The organism is Rhizobium sp. Root482 (assembly GCF_001426565.1).
In the GTDB taxonomy this organism is placed as follows: domain Bacteria; phylum Pseudomonadota; class Alphaproteobacteria; order Rhizobiales; family Rhizobiaceae; genus Pararhizobium.
This window is the reverse complement of sequence record NZ_LMFA01000022.1, coordinates 60,452-74,732: the sequence shown is the minus strand read 5'-3', so window position 1 is coordinate 74,732 and position 14,281 is coordinate 60,452. Positions and strand designations below refer to the sequence as shown.

Sequence of the window (14,281 nt, the reverse complement as noted above, 5' to 3'; positions counted from 1 at the left end):
TGTCGCGGTTCTCAGGCGCTCTTCGCGACGAAGTGGCCTGAACGGATTTCCTCGTGGACGAGGATGGCGGGCTCGTCGCCGACGCGGCGAACCGGATTTGGGATTTCCCCTTCGATCATGGCCGTCTCGCGCCTGGCCGTCGGGTCGGCGACCGGAATGGCGGAGAGGAGCCGGCGCGTATAATCATGCATGGGCGTCTCGAACACCTGTCGGCGACTGCCCATTTCCATGATCTGACCGAGATAGAGCACGGCCACGCGGTGGCTGATCTTCTCGACCACCGCCATGTCGTGACTGATGAACAGGTAGGACAGGCCGCGTTCGGCCTGGAGGTCCATGAAGAGATTGATGATCTGGGCCTGGATCGACACATCGAGCGCCGACAGCGCTTCATCGGCAATGATCAGCTTGGGATCGGATGCGAGCGCGCGGGCAATGCAGACGCGCTGGCGCTGCCCACCGGAGAATTCGTGCGGATAGCGCTCCGCATGCGCCGAGCTTAGCCCGACGCGCTCGAGCAGTTCGTCGACACGACGGCGCACCGCCTTGCGATCGGCAATCAGGCTATGGGTATTGATCGGCTCGGCGATCGAGAATCCAACCGTTTTTCGCGGATCGAGCGATGCGAAGGGATCCTGGAAAATATACTGGACCTCCTGCCGCATGCGGAACCGTTCTGCCGCGGACATGCTGGAATAGTTCTTGCCGTCGAAGGAAATCTCGCCCGACATCGCCTTCTGAAGCTGCTGGATGGTTCGGCCGATGGTGGATTTTCCGGAGCCGGACTCTCCGACCAGCGCCAGCGTCTCGCCCGGATAGATATCGAAGCCGACCTTCGATATGGCACTGAGGCGGTGGGTGGCCCTGCCAAGCAGCGTCTTGCGGATATCGAAGCGCACATACAGATCCTTGACGGAAAGCAGCGGCTTTTCGTCATAGCGCGCCGTGTCCTGCAGCCGCTCCTCCCCGACGATCTTCGGTTCGCCATCCTCGAGAACGGTCAGCGGCAGGCGCTTGGGAAAATCTTCGCCGGTCATGCTGCCGAGACGCGGAACGGCGGCCAGGAGGGTTCGCGTATAGGCATGCTGCGGGTTTTCGAAAATCTCCCGGACCGGCCCTTCCTCGACTTTCCTCCCTTTCCACATGACGACGACATGGTCGGCCATTTCGGCGACCACGCCCATGTCGTGGGTGATGAAGATCATCCCCATGCCCAGATCCTTCTGCAGCTCCCGAATGATGTTGAGGATCTGCGCCTGGATCGTGACATCGAGCGCCGTGGTCGGTTCGTCGGCAATCAGCAGTTTCGGGCGGCAGGCGAGCGCCATGGCGATCATCACGCGCTGGCGCATGCCGCCCGACAATTGGTGCGGATAACGCGCCAGCAACCCCTTGCCATCCGGCAGGCGCACCATGGCGAGAAGTCTTTCGGCCTCGGCAGCGGCAGCGGCCTTGCCCATTTTCTCGTGCAGGATGAGGACTTCACTGATCTGGTCGCCGATCGTGAAAAGCGGATTGAGCGAGGTCATCGGCTCCTGGAAGATCATGGCGATCTCCTTGCCGCGAATCCGCTGCATCTCCTTCTGCGACGCCTGGAGCAGGTCCTTGCCCGCGAACATGATGCGACCGGCCGCGAATTTCGCGCCCATCATGTCGGCGAGCCGCATGGTCGAGAGGGACGTAACGGATTTGCCAGAGCCGGATTCGCCCACGACCGCCACCGTCTTGCCCGGTTCAACGGAAAAAGAGAGATCATCGACGACGCGATCAGCGCCGAACTCGACGCTCAGTCCCTCGATCGACAGGAGAGGCTTACGGTTGTCGGTCGGGATTGTCATGTCAGCATCTCCGGCTCTCGCGCGGTGTCGTTGGATGGTCCCTTGCCATCTGGCGCAGCGATCCGTGCGATGATCGCGCCGGCAGCCTGGAAGGAGCCGACCTGCACGAGAATGGAGACAATTCCCGCCTCCGGAGCCGCGATGGCAGTCTCCATCTTCATAGCATCCATCACGGCAACCACATCCCCTTTTTCGACATGAGCGCCGTCTTCGATATTCCAGTGGGCAAGCGTGCCGGCAACCGGCGCACGAACCGCGCCTGCATCCTGTTCGACATCGTCCGTTGTCGAACGATTCTCACCCAAGGCCGTATGGCCGAAGAGTTGCAGGAACGCATCCGGGATGCCGACCTCGACCAGCCTGCCGCCGATCTCGATCATACCGCGCCGAAGCCCGGCGGCGGCAAGCACGGGCGGGCGAGGTGCCGCCGCGAGGCTTTCGGCAAAATCCACTTCGATCCAGCGCGTGTGAACCCGGAAATCGTCGCCCGCAAAATCGCCATGGTCGATGACGGCACGGTGAAATGGCAGCACCGAGGGCACGCCTTCGATCACGAACTCGCTCAAGGCACGGCGCGCGCGGGCAATCGCTTGTTTTCGTGTCGGACCCCAGACGATCAGCTTGGCGACGAGCGAATCGAACATCGGCGGAACTGTCGATCCACCATCGACACCGGTATCCAGCCTCACGCCCGGGCCGGAGGGCGCCGCAAAGCGGGTGATTTCGCCGGCAGACGGCAGGAAGCCCCGGCCCGGATCCTCGATATTGATGCGGAACTCGATCGCATGTCCGCGCGGAGCCGGCATTTCGGACATGCCGAGCGGAAGGCCCGCCGCGATGCGAAACTGCTCGACGACCAGATCGAGCCCGCTCGTTTCTTCCGTCACCGGATGCTCGACCTGCAACCGCGTATTGACCTCCAGGAAGGAGATCGCCCCGTCCGCACCGAGCAGGAATTCGACCGTTCCCGCACCGGTATATCCGGCTTCCGCACAGATATCGCGCGCCGCCTTGTGAATCTTTTCCCGCTGTTCGAGGGAGAGGAAGGGCGCCGGCGCTTCCTCGACAAGCTTCTGGTTTCGCCGCTGCAGCGAGCAGTCACGGGTTCCGACGACCACGACATTGCCGAAGCGGTCGGCCAGGACCTGCGCTTCGACGTGGCGCGGTCGATCGAGAAACTGCTCGATGAAGCATTCACCGCGGCCGAAGGCAGCCACCGCCTCGCGCGTTGCCGATTGAAAAAGCTCTTCCACTTCATCGAGATGGCGCGCGATCTTCAAACCACGCCCGCCGCCGCCATGCGCCGCCTTGATGGCAACCGGCAATCCGAATTGACGGGCGAATGCCAGTGCTTCCGCGGCACTCGAAATCGCACCCTCGCTACCGGCGACCAGGGGTGCACCGACGCGCTTGGCGATGCGGCGCGCTTCGAGCTTGTCGCCAAGCACCTCGATCACCTTTGGGTCCGGTCCGATCCAGATCAGGCCGGCGTCGATCACCGCCTGGGCGAACTCAGCCCGCTCGGACAGAAACCCATATCCGGGATGAACGGCATCGGCGCCGGAGCGCTTGGCAATGGCGATCAGTTTGTCGATATGGAGATAGGTTTCCCCGGCATTTGTGCCGCCGAGGGCATAGGCCGCATCGGCCTGCGCGACGAACAGCGCATCCGCGTCGGCGTCGGCATAAACAGCCACCGAGCCGAGGCCATAATCCTTGCAGGCCCGGATGATCCGCATCGCGATCTCGCCGCGGTTTGCTATCAGAACCGTCTTCATATGTGTTTTCCTGGGATCGTGCGGGGCGCAAATCGGCTGATCGCGTTGAAGCGGATTCGCGCGCCGACCGGAATTTGCCCGGCGAGATCGAGATGATACCGCGCGACATTGGCGATGACAGGATAGCCACCGGTAATCGGGTGATCGGCGAGGAACAGCACCGGCTGGCCGCTGGCCGGTACCTGGACCGCGCCATGCACGGTCGCCTCGCTTGGAAGTTCGCCGTTGTTCTGGCGTTCGAGCGGCTCGCCTTGAAGCCGGATACCAACCCGGCTCGACTGCGCCGTAACCGTCCAGTCCTGCCACAGGAAGCTTGAGACGGCGTCTTGCGTAAACCAGTCCGTCCGTGGACCCAGGACGACATCCAGCATCACCGTTTCGCCTGCCCTCGGCATCTCGAAAGCGGGGGGCTGGGGCAGCGAGATCGCCGTCCCCGTGGCCTTGGCAAGGATCGGGATCACATCGCCTGGCAGGACCGTGGGCGGACCGATCTGTCCCAGCGTATCCGTCGCCGCGCTGCCGAGCACCGGCGCGACGTCAAACCCGCCCCGCATCGCGAGATAGGAGCGCATGCCGGCGGCGGGTGCAGCGAGCGTCACCCGGTCGCCCTCGTCGAGCGCAAACGCCTCGTTGTGCGGCGCTGAAATCCTGGCGCCGCTTCCATCGGTAACCGTAATCGCCAGGGGAGCGCCGCTCACCGCCATGACTGCGCGGCCGGATATCCTGAAACTCAGGCCGCCAAGGACGATTTCAAGTGCGGCCGCTCCATCCGGATTGCCGACAAGGCGGTTGGCTGCCCTCAGGCTACCGCGATCCATGGCACCGGACCTGCCAATCCCATGATGCGACTGGCCCGGCCGGCCCAGATCCTGAAACAGGACCGGAAGTCCGATGATGGTGATTTCCATCGCCGCTGCAGTAGCCGCGCCCTTACGGGTCGCCGCCTTGACCGGAGACTTCCTTGTCGTCTGGGCGATCTCGTAGGGCGCAGAAATAGCCATGTCGCGGAAGCGCACGCGATATCCCGGCTGCAGCAATGAGGCGGGCGTCCGGTCGAGGTCGAACAGTGTCAGTGGCGTGTTGCCGATCAGCTGCCAGCCGCCCGGGCTGGCCTTCGGATAAATGCCGCTGAACGCCCCGGCCAGCCCGACAGAGCCGGCCGGCACATGGGTTCGGGGCGATGTGCGCCGCGGCACCGCCAGGCGAGGGTCTCCATCGGCGAGATAGGCAAAGCCTGGAGCAAAGCCCGTGAAGGCGACCAGATAGTCCCTGCCGCAATGCCGCCGCACGACTTCCTCTACCGTCGTCCCGATGAGGCTGGCCACCTCCTGGAGATCTTCGCCGTCATAACGGACGGGTATCTCGACGAGAGGGCCAGGACTTTCCTCGATGTCCGCGCCTCGGCGCGAAGCAAGCACATCCGTCAGCGCATCGAGAGAAATCTCCGCGGGATCAAACTGGACCAGCAGTGTCCGGGCAGCCGGGATGATTTCACCGACGCCCGCGATCGGATCGCCGTGCATCGCCTTGAGGAGCGCCAGGGTCTCGCCCAAATCGGCCAGCTCAACGAGAACACATCCTGCCGCCACCGGCAGGACGCGCATCGATGTATCCCGGGAACGGACAAGGGCGGCAGCCTGCATGTTATTTCCAGACCGAGCGCGCAAAAGGGCGAATGGCGATGCTGGCAACATCAAGCACGGCAGCGTCATCGCCCATGCTTGATGCGCCGAAGCTCTCGCCCGGATCGCTGCTCAGATCGAACATTCGCCACTCCCAAATTCACCCGTGAAAACTATCAATCCCTGAGAAGCGAGTCCAGACTGTTCAACAATTTTTGTATATCACCCTACAAAAGGCGCAGGAAAGGCCCTAGCATCGCCTATCGTTGCGCAACGCAATGCCGATCTCTATGAAGTCGATTGCAGATTGCCGGAACCGGGTCAGTGAGCATCAGGATATGGCCAAACCAATTGGCGGGACAAAGACTGCGGCCTCGATCGAGGAGAAGGGACGGGGTAGGCCCATCAAGCGCGTGAGGGAAAAGACATCCGAGCCCATCCAGACACTGGCCGAGGCCGTTGCGGCGCGCATTCGGGAGAAGGTTATCTCCGGCAAGCTGACGCCCGGCAGTCATTTGTCCGAAATTGCCTTGAGCGAAGAACTGCAGGTTTCCCGTAATACGCTGAGGGAGGTCTTCCGGCTGCTGACCAAGGAAGGCCTGCTGCGCTACGAAGCCAATCGCGGCGTCTTCGTGGCGACACCAAGCATGTCCACCATTATCGACATATACCGGATTCGCCGTTTCATCGAGATTCCCTCCCTTGCCCAGGCACATCCACGCCATCCCGCCGTAAAGAAGATGCGGGCTTCGGTCGATGCGGCGCACAGGTGCCGGGATGCCGATGACTGGCTGGGGGTAGGCAGCGCCGATATCGGCTTTCATGCTGCAATCGTGGAACTCGCCGACAGTCCGCGACTGGCGGGTTTCTACGCGCAGGTTTCGCTGGAACTCAGGCTTGTCTTCGGCCTGCTGCAGGACCCGGAGTTTCTTCACGCACCCTTCATCGACCAGAACACGCTCATCGTGACCCAGGTCGAGAACGGCAATTCCGCGGCCGCCGCCGAGATACTGGAAGCCTACCTCGCCCAGGCGGAGAGGTTCATCCTTAGCGCATATGCGCGAGTGGCATCGGCAAGTTCTCGAGGATTTGAGTAAGCCTCTGGGTGGCACGGCTCCGCTCGATGAATGCGGCTTATATTCACACTGCCGCGACAATCGACCTGCCGCGGATGCGGGCTGCCATGCGATAGGCGCGAGGCGTGAGCCCGGTTTCCATTCTGAAATAGCGGTTGAAGTTGGACAGGTTGTTGAAACCGGCTTCGAAGCACACCTCGGTAATGGGGATTTCCGATTCCGCGAGCAATGTGCGTGCGCGCCATACCCGTACGGAGCGACTATAGTTCGAGAAGTTCATGCCGGTCATGCGCCGAAAGGCGCGCGAAAACGCCGAGGGCGCAAGCCCCACGGCATCGGCCACCTCGTGCATCTGGCTGCTGGGATCGGACTGCAGGATCTGTATCGCCTGGTCGATGCGGCGATGACGCTTGTCGGACAGTTCGTTGTAGAACGATATGAAGTGCTCGCTGGCCAGAAGGCGCGTACGTGGCGCAGCTTCGATCTCGGTGAGAATCTGAAGGAACAGGCTCAATCCCCCGTGTCCCTTGAGCTCGTGCAGGTCGATGATCTTCTGGCCGATCCGGCCTGCTTCGGGACCGAGGATCTCGATACCGCGTTGAGCCAGCGCACTCAGCCTGTGCAGGACGTCGAATTCGGGACAAACGGTGCGAATGCCCATCAGGGCCTCGGCATCGAATTGCAGCACGAGGTCGCGGCCGGGAAGGGACGGCGCGCCGGGCGTGATCCAGTTGTGCGGCAGATTGGTGCCGGTCAGCATCAGGTGGCCGGGTTTGAAGGGGCCGACATAATCGCCGACATAGGCAAAGCCTTGCGCGTCCGGAATGTAATGGATCTCCCATTCCGGATGATAGTTCCAGATGCAGATCGGGTTCGGATAATCGTCGCGCCGGATGAGATAGGACATCCCGCCCGGCAGGACGATCTGTTCACGGGTCGCCACATGCGAGGCAGACTGCGGAAAATCTGATGTAATTCTCATTCAGTTGGAGCCTTTGACGCGAGCTGATGTCAAAATAGTATCATCGAATAGCAAAAAGCCAACTAGTTCCATTCGACCGCACAAGCACAATGGGGATGTTGGCGGCGTGGGAGTTCTGCCGCCCGAGGGAGGAAATCATGTTTCAGAAAATGCTCCGCGCCAGTTGCGCGGCGATGGCCCTGTTTGCGGCTTCCAACACCATGGCTGCGCAGTGCACCGAAGACCTGCGTATCTTGGCGCAGCCTCGCGACGGTCTGACCCTGCTGGAAGACTATGTCGACGAGTTCGAGAAATTGTCGGGTGCGGGCTTCGAATTCAGCTATCTCAACGAAAATGACCGCCGCGCCAAATCGCAAGCGGACGCATCGACGGTCGGCAGCTTCAACGTCTATTACGTCGATGAAGCCAATCTGGCGCTGTTCGCGTCCTCGGGCTGGATCGTACCGCTCGAAGGCTACTATCCGGCCGATTATGACTATAATGATTTCGACGCAGGCATGCGCGCCGCCGCCACCTATGAGGGCAAGCAGTGGTTTGCGCCGATCCAGGGCGGCGGCGACCTGATGGTCTACCGCACCGACCTTCTCGAAAAGGCCGGCATCGCCGTTCCCACAAATTGGGAGGAATATCTGGCCGCGGTCAAGAAGCTGCACGATCCGGACAATGGCGTCTATGGCACGGCATTGCGCGGACAGCGTGGTTCTGGCGCCAATGTCTGGCGTTGGATGCCGCTGTTCAAGGCCAATGGCGGCGAGTGGTTCAAGGATGGCCAGCCGGCCTTCAACTCGGAAGCCGCCGTCAAGGCCACGCAGGCCTATCTCGATCTCTTCAAATATTCGGCGCCGGGCACGCAGACGGGCTCCTGGGACGAATCCACCGGCGCCTTCCGTGCCGGCAAGGTAGCGATCATCGTGGAATCGGCACCGCTGGGCGGCATGTCGGTCGACAAGGCACAGAGCCAGGTGGCCGACAAGGTTGCCTTCGCGGTTCCGCCGACGCCTCTGCCGGGCGCCGGTTACGCGCATGGCTTTGCGATCGCCGCCAAGGCCAATGCCACCGAAGAGGAAAAGGCCTGCGCCGGCCTGTTCGTGGCCTGGGCCACGTCCAAGGAGCAGGAGGCCCGCCGTCTCGCCGCCGGCCAGCCGGGTGAACTGACCCGCACCAGCACCTACCAGAGCCCGGAATATGCCAAGACCTTCGGCCAGAACCTATCCGATGCCATGGCCGCAACAGGCGAACGCACCCAGGTCACGTTCTGGCAGGATGCGCGCTGGCAGGAACTGGGCAACCAGTGGGGCATCATGCTCGAAGAGCTGATCACCGGCAGCCGCACCGACATCAAGGCGACGTTGGACGAGCTCGAGGCCTTCGCCCGCAAGCTCTGATACACGCAAGCAGGGCGCGCTCTCGGGCGCGCCCATCCCTTATCTGAGGATTTGTCCTGATGCGCCGCGGACGCTCGCTACCTTACGTCTTCCTGGGCCCGACCCTCGCCGTCCTGATCGTCCTGGCCCTGGTGCCGACGCTCTATGCCGTCAACATTTCGTTGCAGAACCGGACGCTGGCCCAGCCGGTGGCCGATTATGTGTGGTTCGCCAATTACGCGGCGTTGTTCTCCGATGCGCGTTTCCTCAACGCGCTCTGGGTTTCGCTCAAATGGGAAATCATCAGCGTTTCCGCCACGATGCTGGTCGGAATCGGTCTCGGCATAGCCATGTTCGAGGCTGCAAGCCCTAGGGCCCGCAACATCCTGTGCCTGCTGTTCATCATTCCAGTGCTTTTGCCGCGCGTCTGCGCCGCCTTCGTGTGGAAGTTCGCCTTCCATCCGCTCTATGGCGCCCTGACCTGGCCGATGCGCGAACTCACGGGAAGCACGCCTGACATCCTCTCCACGCCGCTCGGCGCGCTGCTCGCCGTGGCGTTCGTCGATGTCTGGCAATGGGGCCTGTTCTTCGCGGTGATCGTGCTGAAATTGCTGGAATCGCTTCCGCCCCAGCCGCTCGAAGCGGCGCGGATCGATCGGGCGAAACGGTGGGAAATCCACCGCTACGTCACGCTCCCGATGCTGAAGGCGCCGCTGATCAGCCTTTTGCTAGTCAAGGCGATCGAGAGCCTGCGGTCGTTCGACCTCGTCTATGTGATGACCCGCGGCGGCCCGGGGATCTCGACGGAAACCCTCGACATGTATGCCTATTCGCAGGGCTTCATCGAGTCCGGCAAGATCTCCTACGCATCCTCGATGGCGGTCATCATGATGGTGTTGACGGTCGTCGCCTTTACCGTCACCTGGAAAAGGCTGAACCGATGAAGGTCTCGACGCTGTTTCTCAAGGCGATCCTGTTTCTGGCGGCAGCCCTGGTGGTCCTGCCGCTCCTGTGGACGCTGCTCAACGCTTTCAAGACCAATGCCGATCTGCTGGTGAGCACGCCGAAGCTGATCTTCCAGCCGGTATGGGACAATATGAGCTATGTGCTCAACCGCCGTTCGGTGGCGCGCGCGCTCACCAACTCGGTCATCATCTGCTCGAGCGCGGTCGCACTCGGCGCCGTCCTCGGCGTGCCGGCCGCCTATGTCATCGCCCGGTTCAAGAATCGGCTGACGGCGGAGGCGCAGTTCTTCGTTCTGTCGCTGCGCTTCCTGCCGCCGGTCGCCATAGCCATCCCGATGCTGGTGATCTGGCTCGGGCTCAATCTCTACGATAGCCGCGCATCGCTCATCGTCACCTATCTGATCGTCACGGCGTCGATCACCATCTGGTTGTCCGTTCCTGCCTTCGAGCGGGTCAGCCTGCATGTCGAGGAAGCGGCGCGCGTCGACGGCCTCGGGCCCTACGCCACCTTCTTCCGGATCGCGCTGCCGATTGCACGGTTCCAGATTTTCGGCGCCATCGCCTTCTCCTTCGTCCTCGTGTGGAACGAATTCCTGCTGGCGATGATGCTGACCACCGCCACGGCCAAGACGCTTCCGATTGTCGCCTCCGAAATGTCCCAACTGGGCATGAACGTGCCATGGGGCATCCTCAACGCCGCCGTCGTGCTGCTGTCGCTACCGCCGCTGATCCTGCTCGGCTTTCTCGCCGGCGGTCTCAATGCGGCATTTTCCAAGAAAACTGATCAAGGTTGAAGATGATGAAAGCACTTGTTCTCGAGCGCGTCCGCGAGCTTTCCCTGCGCGAGATCGACCTGCCCCGGAATATGGGACCCGACGACGTGCGCATCAGGCTGCACACCGTCGGTGTATGCGGCAGCGATGTGCATTACTACCTCCATGGCCGCATCGGCGATTTCGTCGTCAACGAGCCGATGGTGCTCGGCCACGAGGCGTCCGGAACAGTGATCGAGGCAGGCGCCAACGTCACCCATCTGAAGGCCGGCGACCGGGTCTGCATGGAGCCCGGCATCCCCGATCCGCTGTCGCGGGCATCGCGGCTCGGGATCTACAATGTCGATCCCGCCGTCACTTTCTGGGCGACGCCGCCGGTCCACGGCATCCTGTCCCCGGAAACGGTGCATCCGGCCGCTTTCACCTACAAGCTGCCCGACAATGTCACATTTGCGGAAGGCGCAATGGTCGAGCCTTTCGCCGTGGGCATGCAGGCGGCGGCGCGGGCGCGTATCACGCCCGGCGATACCGCTGTCGTCACCGGTTGCGGCACGATCGGCATCATGGTGGCATTGGCGGCTTTGGCCGGCGGATGCTCGCGGGTGCTGATCTCCGATCTTTCCGAAACCAAGCTGAAGCTTGCGGAGACCTATCCCGGCATCACCGGCGTCAATCTGCGCGAGACGGACATCATCAGCGCCACGGCCGAGGCGACCGGGGGCTGGGGGGCGGACATCGTCTTTGAATGCTCCGGCGCGCCGGCGGCGGTGCGGGACCTTTTCAAGATCGTGCGTCCCGGCGGAACGGTGGTGCTGGTCGGCCTGCCGCCCGAGCCGGTGCCGGTCGATATCGCCGCCGCATGCGCGCGCGAATGCCGGATCGAAACCGTGTTCCGCTACGCCAATGTCTTCGACCGCGCGCTGGCGCTGATCGCCGCCGGCAAGGTCGATCTCAAGCCGCTGGTTTCCGATACCTTTGGGTTCGACCGGTCGATCGCCGCTTTCGAGCGCGCGGCGGAGGGACGCCCCGAGGACGTGAAGCTGCAGATCCTGATGGATGGGGAGGCAGGCTGATGGCGACCGTCGAATGCCGTTCCATTCGCAAGGCCTATGGTGCTGTGGAGGTGATGCGCGACTTCGACCTGAAGATCGCCGATCAGGAATTCGTGGTTTTCCTCGGTCCGTCCGGCTGCGGAAAGTCGACGATGCTGCGCATGATCGCCGGGCTGGAAGACATCACCGGCGGCGACCTCCTGATCGGCGGCGAGCGCATGAACGACCGCGATCCGGGTGACCGGGGCATCGCCATGGTGTTCCAGAACTACGCCCTCTATCCGCATATGACGGTGCGCGAGAACATCGTCTTCGGGCTGGAACGGGCAGGGGTGGCCAAGGGAGAGATCGATACACGGCTGGCGCCGGTGGTCGAGGCGCTGGGACTTCAAGTCTATCTGTCGCGCAAGCCCACGGAGCTATCGGGCGGACAGCAGCAGCGTGTCGCCATCGCCCGCGCCACGATCAAGACGCCGGAGGTCTTCCTGTTCGACGAGCCTCTCTCCAACCTCGATGCCAAGCTGCGCGGCAGCCTGCGCGTCGAGATCGCCCGCCTGCACAACGACCTGAAGACGACCAGCGTCTATGTCACGCACGACCAGTTGGAAGCGATGACGCTGGCGGACCGGATCGTGCTGATGAAAGACGGCCGCATCGAGCAGATGGGCACACCGGAAGAAATCTACCAGACGCCGCAAACCCTTTTCGCGGCGGGCTTCATCGGTACGCCCAACATGAACTTTCTGGAACTGAACGCCGCGGATGACGAACTCACCGACGGAGCTGTTCGGCTGAAGTCGCCCTTCAGCGTCAGGCCGGGTCCGGTAACGGTCGGCATTCGGCCGGGCGCGTTCAAGCTCGATGACGGAGCCGCTAGCCTGCAGGGCGTGGTCGAGCGGAACGAGTTCCACGGGGAAACAAGATTGGTGACCGTCCGCGTCAACGGAAATGACGTCAACGTGGCGGCTCCGGCGTCGGGCCGCTTCAAGAAAGGCGAGACCGTTGGCCTGGTCGTGGATGCGCAAGACCTGCATCTTTTCGATCCAGCCACCGGGAAGCGGATCAGCGGGTAGCGCAGGAGGAATTCTGCTCCGTCACCTGCGAGAGCAAACCGCGCCGCCGACTACGCCGGAACGCCGATCGGTCCTATTCCACAGAGGGTTGTCGCGGCGCAAGAACAGCCTTGCCTTCAAGCATTCCTACCCGCCTACTGATCGGCTTTGAGAATATCCGCCGCCGCCTTTTCCGCGATCATGATCACCGGGGAATTGGTATTGCCGGACACGATGGTCGGCATGATCGAGGCGTCGACGACATGCAGATTGGCGATGCCGTGGACGCGCAGCCTTGTATCCACCACCGCCATGGGATCGTCGCCCATCTTGCAGGTGCCGACCGGGTGAAAGATCGTCGTGGCGATATCGCCCGCCCGGCGGATCAGGTCCTCTTCGCTTTCATATTCCCGGCCCGGCAGCATTTCCTGCGGCCGGAAACGGGCAATCGCCCTGGTCTCCATGAGGCTGCGGGCATGGCGAATGGATTTCGCGGCAAGCAGCCGGTCGCCGACCGTTGAAAGATAGTTCGGCCGGATTTCCGGCGGCAAGCTGGCATTATCCGAACCGATATGGACCGTGCCGCGGCTTTCCGGCCGCAGGTTGCAGACGGAGACGGTCACGGCCGGATAGCGATGCAATGGCTCGCCGAGCCGGTCGGTGCTGAGCGGCTGGACGTGATATTCGAGATCGGCCGTGGCGACCGCCGGATCGCTTTTGGCAAAAATGCCGAGCTGGCTTGGCGCCATGGAGAGCGGCCCCGAGCGGCTGATCGCATATTGCAGGCCCATGCCGGCGCGGCTGAAGAGATTGTGGTAAAGCTGGTTCAGCGTGCGCGCGCCCTCGATCTTGAAGACCGTGCGGATCTGCAGATGGTCCTGCAGGTTTTCGCCGATACCCTGGAGTGCATGATGGACCGGAATACCGAAATTCGAGAGCACATCCAGACGCCCGACGCCCGAAAGCTCCAGCAGCTTCGGCGAGTTGACGGCACCGGCTGACAGCACGACCTTGCGCGCCGCATGCGCGACACAGGTCCGCCCGTTGAGACGGAAGCGCACGCCGGATACCGTCTTGCCATCGAACACCAGCCTTTCCGTTTCGGCGCCGGTGAGAACGCGCAGGTTCCTACGTTTCATGGCCGGACGAAGAAAGGCCTTCGTCGTGTTCCAGCGCAGGCCGCCGCGTTGGTTGACCTCGAAATAGCCGGACCCCTCATTGTCGCCGTCGTTGAAATCATCGGTCTTTCGAATGCCCAGCTCTTCCGCCGCATCGCGGAAGGCATCGAGGATCGGCCAGGAGAGCCGCTGGCGCTCGACCCGCCATTCGCCGCCGGCCCCGTGCATCTGCGACTTGCCGCGGTAATTGTCTTCCGATTTCAGGAAATAGGGCAGGACATCGTCCCAGCCCCAGCCGGCATTGCCCGCCTGGCGCCAGCCATCATAATCGGCCGCCTGGCCGCGCATATAGATCATGCCGTTGATGGAGGAGCAGCCGCCGAGCAGCTTTCCGCGCGGATAATTCAAGGCGCGGCCGTTGAGTCCCGCCTCGGCTGCCGTCTTCATCATCCAATCGGTGCGCGGATTGCCCATGCAATAGAGATAGCCGATCGGCACATGGACCCAATGATAGCGATCCGTGCCGCCGGCCTCGAGAAGCAGGACCCGGTTTCCAGGGTCGGCCGAGAGCCGGTTTGCCAGCACGCAGCCGGCAGAGCCGGCGCCGACGATGATGTAGTCGTAGCGGCCTTCGTCCACCGGCGTTTCGTGTATCGACATG

At 62.6% G+C, this 14,281-nt stretch carries 12 protein-coding genes; 6 read left to right on the top strand and 6 right to left on the bottom strand.

What is annotated here, in order from left to right; all coding sequences use genetic code 11:
• Positions 1-11: 11 nt before the first annotated feature.
• The 4 genes from ASD31_RS16440 to ASD31_RS26935 are packed head-to-tail and all read right to left on the bottom strand — an operon-like array spanning position 12 to position 5,383.
• Complete coding sequence (locus tag ASD31_RS16440; RefSeq protein ID WP_056336019.1) at positions 12-1,838, bottom strand: ABC transporter ATP-binding protein; 1,827 nt, start codon at positions 1,836-1,838, stop codon at positions 12-14.
• A complete protein-coding gene (locus ASD31_RS16435; protein ID WP_056336016.1) occupies positions 1,835-3,616 on the bottom strand; it encodes an acetyl/propionyl/methylcrotonyl-CoA carboxylase subunit alpha in 1,782 nt (593 codons plus the stop codon). Before ASD31_RS16435 ends, ASD31_RS16440 begins: the two co-directional genes overlap by 4 nt.
• Positions 3,613-5,220 carry an urea amidolyase family protein gene (locus tag ASD31_RS16430; RefSeq protein WP_056337172.1) on the bottom strand — a complete coding sequence of 536 codons (1,608 nt, stop codon included), beginning with the start codon at positions 5,218-5,220 and terminating at the stop codon, positions 3,613-3,615. Before ASD31_RS16430 ends, ASD31_RS16435 begins: the two co-directional genes overlap by 4 nt.
• Positions 5,221-5,260: 40 nt before the next feature.
• On the bottom strand, positions 5,261-5,383 hold the full coding sequence (locus ASD31_RS26935) for a hypothetical protein (protein ID WP_274534272.1): 123 nt from the start codon (positions 5,381-5,383) through the stop codon (positions 5,261-5,263).
• A gap of 121 nt (positions 5,384-5,504) precedes the next feature.
• Between ASD31_RS26935 and ASD31_RS16425 the strand changes: the two genes are divergently transcribed.
• Positions 5,505-6,335 carry a GntR family transcriptional regulator gene (locus tag ASD31_RS16425; RefSeq protein WP_244483874.1) on the top strand — a complete coding sequence of 277 codons (831 nt, stop codon included), beginning with the start codon at positions 5,505-5,507 and terminating at the stop codon, positions 6,333-6,335.
• A gap of 43 nt (positions 6,336-6,378) precedes the next feature.
• Here the strand turns inward: ASD31_RS16425 and ASD31_RS16420 are convergent, their stop codons facing one another.
• Positions 6,379-7,296, bottom strand: coding sequence for an AraC family transcriptional regulator (locus ASD31_RS16420; protein WP_056336011.1), 918 nt, complete (start codon positions 7,294-7,296; stop codon positions 6,379-6,381).
• Between the two features lie 137 nt (positions 7,297-7,433).
• On the opposite strand from ASD31_RS16420, the gene ASD31_RS16415 reads away from it, so the two are divergent.
• Genes ASD31_RS16415 through ASD31_RS16395 form a run of 5 tightly spaced genes read left to right on the top strand, consistent with a single transcriptional unit; the run spans position 7,434 to position 12,523 of the window.
• Positions 7,434-8,681: an ABC transporter substrate-binding protein gene (locus ASD31_RS16415; protein WP_056336007.1), complete on the top strand. Its 1,248-nt coding sequence runs from the start codon at positions 7,434-7,436 to the stop codon at positions 8,679-8,681.
• A 59-nt stretch (positions 8,682-8,740) separates the two neighbouring features.
• Positions 8,741-9,604 carry a carbohydrate ABC transporter permease gene (locus ASD31_RS16410; protein WP_056336005.1) on the top strand — a complete coding sequence of 288 codons (864 nt, stop codon included), beginning with the start codon at positions 8,741-8,743 and terminating at the stop codon, positions 9,602-9,604.
• The gene (locus ASD31_RS16405; protein WP_056336002.1) at positions 9,601-10,419 is read left to right on the top strand and encodes a carbohydrate ABC transporter permease; all 819 of its coding nucleotides are present in this window, start codon (positions 9,601-9,603) and stop codon (positions 10,417-10,419) included. The genes ASD31_RS16410 and ASD31_RS16405 overlap by 4 nt, the downstream gene beginning before the upstream one ends.
• Positions 10,420-10,424: 5 nt before the next feature.
• Positions 10,425-11,471, top strand: coding sequence for an NAD(P)-dependent alcohol dehydrogenase (locus tag ASD31_RS16400; RefSeq protein WP_056337165.1), 1,047 nt, complete (start codon positions 10,425-10,427; stop codon positions 11,469-11,471).
• Positions 11,471-12,523: an ABC transporter ATP-binding protein gene (locus ASD31_RS16395; RefSeq protein WP_056335999.1), complete on the top strand. Its 1,053-nt coding sequence runs from the start codon at positions 11,471-11,473 to the stop codon at positions 12,521-12,523. The genes ASD31_RS16400 and ASD31_RS16395 overlap by 1 nt, the downstream gene beginning before the upstream one ends.
• A 134-nt stretch (positions 12,524-12,657) precedes the next feature.
• Here the strand turns inward: ASD31_RS16395 and ASD31_RS16390 are convergent, their stop codons facing one another.
• A complete protein-coding gene (locus tag ASD31_RS16390; RefSeq protein ID WP_156392712.1) occupies positions 12,658-14,280 on the bottom strand; it encodes a GMC family oxidoreductase in 1,623 nt (540 codons plus the stop codon).
• Between the last annotated feature and the right edge of the window lies 1 nt (position 14,281).